This window comes from Longimicrobium sp., assembly GCF_048594345.1.
GTDB lineage: Bacteria > Gemmatimonadota > Gemmatimonadetes > Longimicrobiales > Longimicrobiaceae > Longimicrobium.
The window spans coordinates 1-1,069 of sequence record NZ_JBMDXM010000018.1 but is presented as its reverse complement, the minus strand read 5'-3'; the positions used below and the strand labels follow the sequence as shown (position 1 = coordinate 1,069).

Below are 1,069 nucleotides of genomic sequence, written 5' to 3'. Positions count from 1 at the left end.
CCCGGGCACCGACCCAGATCGCCACCCGCGTCGCCCGCGAACACCTCAACCGCCTCCACGCCACCCACCAGCCGAGGGGGTGAGCCAAGCCCGCTTGCGCGGCACTGCCGCGCGGGCTTGGCGAACGCCCCGCGCGCGGCGCGGGGCCGGGCGTGCGCCGAAACAAATAGCCGACAGCAACCCGACGCCGACCGCGCATGCGCGACCGCCCGGCCAAGGGTGAGTCGAGGGCGCTGCGAGGCACTGCCTCGCGCCCTTGGCGAACGCCCCGCGTGCTACGCGGGCCGGCCAGCCGGGCCGGGCCCTCATCGGGCGACCAAGCATCGCCACGGATGGCGGCGGGGTGTCGACGCCGAGACGGCACTGCCGCGCGGGCTTGGCGAACGCCCCGCGCGCTGCGCGGGGCCGGGCGTGCGCCGAAACAAATAGCCGATAGCAACCCGACGCCGACCGCGCACGCGCGAATGTCTCGCGTGCGGCGGAAGGGGACGGCGTGCCCGGTGGTATCACTGCCCTCCCCGCGAGGAGGTCGGCGCCTTAGGCTTGCCGCTAAATGCGCCCTGTCCCAGCCTTCCAGCCGTGAAGGGTGCAATGCCCCGCGGTGCGGGGGAAGGGGCCGAACACGATCACCGCGGAGATCGCCGCCCGCGTGTGGGTCGCGTGTTGGAAGTGATGCAGGGCAGGGCGGCGCGTCGGGCGCAGTCGCTGCGAGCCCCCCCCCCGCTTGCGGGGGAGGTCGGCGCCATCGGCGCCGGGTGGGGGCAGCGCGGATCTCCATGCCCCAGCAGCCCATCGCCACCGCCACAGTGCGTCCGAACGTTTGTCCTGGCGCCACCGACCCTGGTCCGGGAAGACGCTCCCAGCATCCGCGCACCGCACCCAGACCCATCCCATGTGCCTGCCCGCCGCCGTGAACGAGAACGGGCCAGTGAAGGCGGTCGGGGGCGTTCCGGTCCCGGCTTCGTGCCAGAATCGCCGGTCCTGGAGTTTCTCCGTCCGCGGTAGCCCGATGCGATGAAGCGATACCTGTTCGCCCTGTTGAGCGCCTTCAGCCTGTCCGCCTGTGCCC

The 1,069-nt window shown here is 73.3% G+C and carries 1 protein-coding gene; it reads left to right on the top strand.

What is annotated here, in order from left to right; genetic code table 11:
- Nucleotides 1-1,014 precede the first annotated feature (1,014 nt).
- Nucleotides 1,015-1,069, top strand: a 55-nt coding sequence (locus ACOJUJ_RS01670; protein WP_420125103.1) for a lipoprotein, incomplete at its 3' end; no start/stop codon positions are given.